We start from the raw sequence: 4,564 nt of genomic DNA, 5'->3' as shown, positions 1-4,564 counted from the left end.
CATGATCGCGCTCGGCCTCGCCCGGCTGCGGCCGGAGCTGGTGGGCCGGCTGATCCTCTGCGACACCGCCCACAGGATCGGCACGGCCGAGACCTGGCAGCAGCGGATCGCGGCGGTCGAGGCCAATGGCGTGGCGAGCATCGCCGAGGCGACGATGGAGCGCTGGTTCTCGGCGGAGTTCCGGGCCCGGCAGCCCGACCTGGTCGCGGCCGCCCGCAACATGCTCAGCCGCACCCCGGTGGACGGCTATATCCGCGCCTGCGCCGCCCTGCGCGACGGCGACCTGACTGCGGCGGCAAAGGGCGTGGCGGTGCCGACCCTGTGCCTGTGCGGCACCGCGGACATCGCGACGACGCCGGAGCTGGTGCGGTCTCTCGCCGCCCTGATCCCCGACGCGCGCTATGAGGATATCCCGGGCGCCGGCCACATCCCCTGCGTCGAGGCGCCGGACGTCCTGGCCGGGCTGATCCGCGACTTCATCGAGGAAGGCCGCCGTGGCTGACCCGCTCCACGACCAGGGCATGGCGGTGCGCCGCAAAGTGCTGGGCGACGCCCATGTCGACCGCGCCCAGTCCCGCACCACGGAGTTCGACGCGCCGTTCCAGGAGTTCATCACCCGCGGCGCCTGGGGCGGGGTGTGGAGCCGGCCGCAGCTGACCCATCGCGAGCGGTCGATGCTGACCATCGCCCTCCTCGCCGCGCTGGGCCATCACGAGGAACTGGCGATGCACATCCGCGCCACCGCCAACACCGGCGCGACGCCGGAGGATATCCGCGAGGCGCTGCTGCATGTCGCGGTCTATGCCGGCGTGCCGGCGGCCAATGCCGCATTCGCCATCGCCAAACAGGTCTTCGCCGAACGCGACGACGCCGACCGGGAGGAACAGAAGTGAGCTTCCAGCCGCGCGACTGGCGCATCCATCCGCCGCATCTCTACGAGGGCTACCGCTCGACCGTGCTACGGGCGCCGTCGCAGCCGCTGGTGCCGCTCTCCGGCGCGCTGTCCGAGCACCGGGGCCCGACCTTCCCCGCGGCGCCGGAGGGCGAGGCCGACCTGACCCGCAACGGCCGGGTCAATGGCGAACCGCTGGGCGAGCGCATCATCGTCGCCGGACGGGTGCTGGACGAGGATGCGCGACCGGTGGCGAACACGCTGGTCGAGCTGTGGCAGGCCAACGCCGCCGGCCGCTACATCCACAAGGCCGACCAGCACGACGCGCCGCTGGACCCGAACTTCCTGGGCGCCGGCCGCTGCGTCACCGATGCCGAGGGCCGCTACCGCTTCCTGACCATCAAGCCGGGCGCCTATCCCTGGCGCAACCACGCCAATGCCTGGCGGCCGCAGCACATCCATTTCTCGCTGTTCGGGCCAGCCTTCGCCACGCGGCTGGTGACGCAGATGTACTTCCCCGGCGACCCGCTGCACACGCTGGACCCGATGTTCAACAGCATCCCCGACCCGGCCGGGCGCGAGCGCCTGATCGCGGCCTTCAAGCTCGACCTCACCGAGCCCGAATATGCGCTGGGCTACGAGTTCGACATCGTGCTGCGCGGGCGCCTGGCGACGCCGATGGAGGGCTGACGCGTGGCGAAGCTTCCCCAGACCGGGTCGCAGACGGTCGGCCCCTTCTTCGCCTACGGCCTGACGCCGCGGCAATATGGCTACGACTTCCCGCAGATCGCCGACGGCGTCCTCGCCGGCGACGCGGTGCCGGGCGAGCGCATCCGCGTCGCCGGCCGGGTGCTGGACGGCGCCGGCCAGCCGATCGAGGACGCGCTGGTCGAGATCTGGCAGGCAGATGCCCAGGGCGTGTTCCCCGGCCCGCAGCGCAGCGCCAATGACGGCTTCACCGGCTTCGGCCGCTGCGGCACCGGCACGGATCCGGAGCGGCGCTTCGTCTTCGACACCATCCGGCCGGGCGCGCCGGGGCCGGGCCAGGCCCCGCATCTCAGCGTCATCGTACTCATGCGCGGCATGCTGGTGCATTGCCACACCCGGATCTATTTCCCGGACGAGCCGGCCAATGCCGAGGACCCGGTGCTGCTGGCCGCGCCCGAGGCCCGGCGCGGCACGCTGATCGCCAAAGCCGACGGCCCGGGCCGCTACCGCTTCGACATCCGCATGCAGGGCGACGGCGAGACCGTCTTCTTCGAGATCTGACCATGGCGAAATTCCAGACCCTGGCCGAGGCCGTCGCCGAGAACCTGCATGACGGCGACATCGCGGCTTTCGAGGGCTTCACCCATCTGATCCCGCACGCCGCGGCGCATGAAGCGATCCGCCAGGGAAGGCGCGGCCTGACCCTGGTGCGGATGACGCCCGACCTGGTCTATGACCAGATGGTCGGCATGGGCATGGCCCGGAAGCTGGTCTTCTCCTATGCCGGCAACCCCGGCGTCGGCCTGCTGCGCCGGGTGCGCGACGCGATCGAGAAGGGCTGGCCGAACCCGGTCGAGATCGAGGAGCATTCCCACGCCGCCATGGCCAATGCCTACGAGGCCGGGGCCGCCGGCCTGCCCTGCGCCGTGTTCCGCGGCTATCGCGGCGCCGGCCTGGCGGAGGTGAACCCGAACATCAGGTCCATCACCTGCCCCTTCACCGGCGAGATCCTGGCCGCCGTCCCGGCGATCCGCCCGGACGTCACCTTCATCCACGCCCAGAAGGCCAACCGCCGCGGCGACGTGCTGATCGAGGGCATCGTCGGCGTGCAGAAGGAGGCGGTGCTGGCGGCCAAGCGGTCGGTGGTGACGGTGGAGGAAATCGTCGAGGATTTCGACGGTGTCCATCCCAATGCCTGCGTGCTGCCGCGCTGGACCGTGACCTCCGTGGTCCATGTCCCGGGCGGCGCCCACCCCTCCTACGCCCATGGCTACTATCCGCGCGACAACGCCTTCTACCTGGCCTGGGACAGGATCGCGACGGACCGCGACGACTTCCTGGCCTGGATGAAGGAGAACGTGATCGACAGCGCCCCCGGCGCCTTCGCCGGCCGGGTCGCGTCTTTGGGCCGGAGGGCGTAACGATGGCCGAGACCTTCACCCCCGACGAGATGATGACCATCGCGGCGGCCCGGGCGCTGCGCAACGACGATGTCTGCTTCGTCGGCATCGGCGCGCCGTCCGCCGCCTGCAACGTGGCGCGGCTGACCCACGCCCCGGACATCACCCTGATCTACGAGAGCGGCACCATCGGCACGGCGCCCGACGTGCTGCCGCTGTCGATCGGCGACGGCGAGCTGTGCGACACCGCCGTCACCACCGTCTCGGTGCCGGAGATGTTCCGCTACTGGCTGCAGGGCGGGCGGATCACCATCGGCTTCCTCGGCGCCGCCCAGCTCGACCGCTTCGGCAACATCAACACCACGGTGATCGGCGACTACCACGAGCCCTCGGTCCGCCTGCCCGGCGGCGGCGGCGCGCCGGAGATCGCGACCTCCTCGGGCGAGATCTTCATCACCATGAAGCAGAACAAGCGCGGCATGGTCGAGACCATCGATTTCTTCACCTCGCTCGGCCATGGCTCGGGCGGCGACGACCGCGCCCGCCGCGGCGTCACCACCAAGGGCCCGACCCTGCTGGTCACCGACCTCGCGGTGTGGCGGCCCGACCTGGTGACCAGGGAGTTCACCGTGGTCTCGCTGCATCCGGGTGTCACCCGCGACCAGGTGCAGGAGACCTGCGGCTGGGCCGTCCGCTTCGCCGACAACCTGGAACAGACCCCGCCGCCCTCGGCGCTGGAGCTGAAGACGCTCCGCGACCTGAAGGAGCGCACCCGCATCGCCCATGGAGAGGCCGCATGAGCCGCGACGCCTATATCTGCGCCTATCTGCGCACCCCGATCGGCCGCTATGCCGGTGCCTTGTCCGCCGTGCGCGCCGACGACCTGGCCGCGATCCCGCTGAAGGCGCTGATGGAGCGCCACGCGAAGGTGGATTGGGAAGCGGTGGATGACGTCGTCCTCGGCTGCGCCAACCAGGCCGGCGAGGACAACCGCAACCTCGCCCGCATGGCGCTGCTGCTGGCCGGGCTGCCGGCCTCGGTGCCGGGGGCGACCGTCAACCGCCTCTGCGGCTCCGGCCTCGACGCCGTGACCATCGCCGCCCGCGCCATCAAGGCCGGCGAGGCCGAGCTGATGCTGGCCGGCGGCGCCGAGAGCATGTCGCGCGCCCCGTTTGTCATGCCGAAGGCCGACACCGCCTTCTCCCGCTCCAACGCCGTCTACGACACCACCATCGGCTGGCGCTTCGTCAACCCGCGGATGGAGGAGCTGTACGGCACGGATTCGATGCCGGAGACCGGCGAGAACGTGGCCGAGCAGTTCCGCGTCACCCGCGCCGACCAGGACGGCTTCGCCCTGCGCAGCCAGCAGAAGGCGCTGGCCGCCCAGGCCAATGGCCGGCTCGCGCGCGAGATCGTGCCGGTGACCATCCCGCAGCGGAAGGCCGAGCCGATCGTGGTCGACCGCGACGAGCATCCGCGCCAGACCTCGCTGGAGAAGCTGGCCGCCCTGCCCACCCCGTTCCGCAAGGGCGGCACCGTCACCGCCGGCAACGCCTCCGGCGTC

The 4,564-nt window shown here is 71.3% G+C and carries 7 protein-coding genes; all 7 read left to right on the top strand.

Features of this window, described 5'->3' with window-relative positions; genetic code table 11:
* Positions 1-502: alpha/beta fold hydrolase (locus P409_RS39310; protein ID WP_034845847.1), on the top strand; the 502-nt coding region annotated here is incomplete at its 5' end.
* Positions 495-893, top strand: coding sequence for a 4-carboxymuconolactone decarboxylase (gene pcaC / locus P409_RS27385; protein ID WP_034845845.1), 399 nt, complete (start codon positions 495-497; stop codon positions 891-893). The genes P409_RS39310 and pcaC, both read left to right, overlap by 8 nt.
* A complete protein-coding gene (gene pcaH / locus P409_RS27380; protein ID WP_034845843.1) occupies positions 890-1,582 on the top strand; it encodes a protocatechuate 3,4-dioxygenase subunit beta in 693 nt (230 codons plus the stop codon). Before pcaC ends, pcaH begins: the two co-directional genes overlap by 4 nt.
* 3 nt (positions 1,583-1,585) lie before the next feature.
* Positions 1,586-2,161 (top strand): protocatechuate 3,4-dioxygenase subunit alpha, encoded by a 576-nt coding sequence (pcaG, locus tag P409_RS27375; protein WP_034845841.1) that lies wholly within the window; start codon positions 1,586-1,588, stop codon positions 2,159-2,161.
* A 2-nt stretch (positions 2,162-2,163) separates the two neighbouring features.
* Positions 2,164-3,021, top strand: a complete 858-nt coding sequence (locus P409_RS27370; protein WP_034845839.1) for a CoA transferase subunit A — start codon at positions 2,164-2,166, stop codon at positions 3,019-3,021.
* A 2-nt stretch (positions 3,022-3,023) separates the two neighbouring features.
* Entirely contained in the window at positions 3,024-3,800 is a 777-nt protein-coding gene (locus tag P409_RS27365) for a CoA-transferase subunit beta (protein WP_034845837.1), read from the top strand.
* Positions 3,797-4,564: thiolase family protein (locus P409_RS27360; RefSeq protein WP_034845835.1), on the top strand; the 768-nt coding region annotated here is incomplete at its 3' end. The genes P409_RS27365 and P409_RS27360, both read left to right, overlap by 4 nt.

The organism is Inquilinus limosus MP06, from assembly GCF_000767795.1.
In the GTDB taxonomy this organism is placed as follows: Bacteria; Pseudomonadota; Alphaproteobacteria; order DSM-16000; family Inquilinaceae; genus Inquilinus; species Inquilinus limosus_E.
This window is presented reverse-complemented; position numbering and strand designations above follow the sequence as displayed.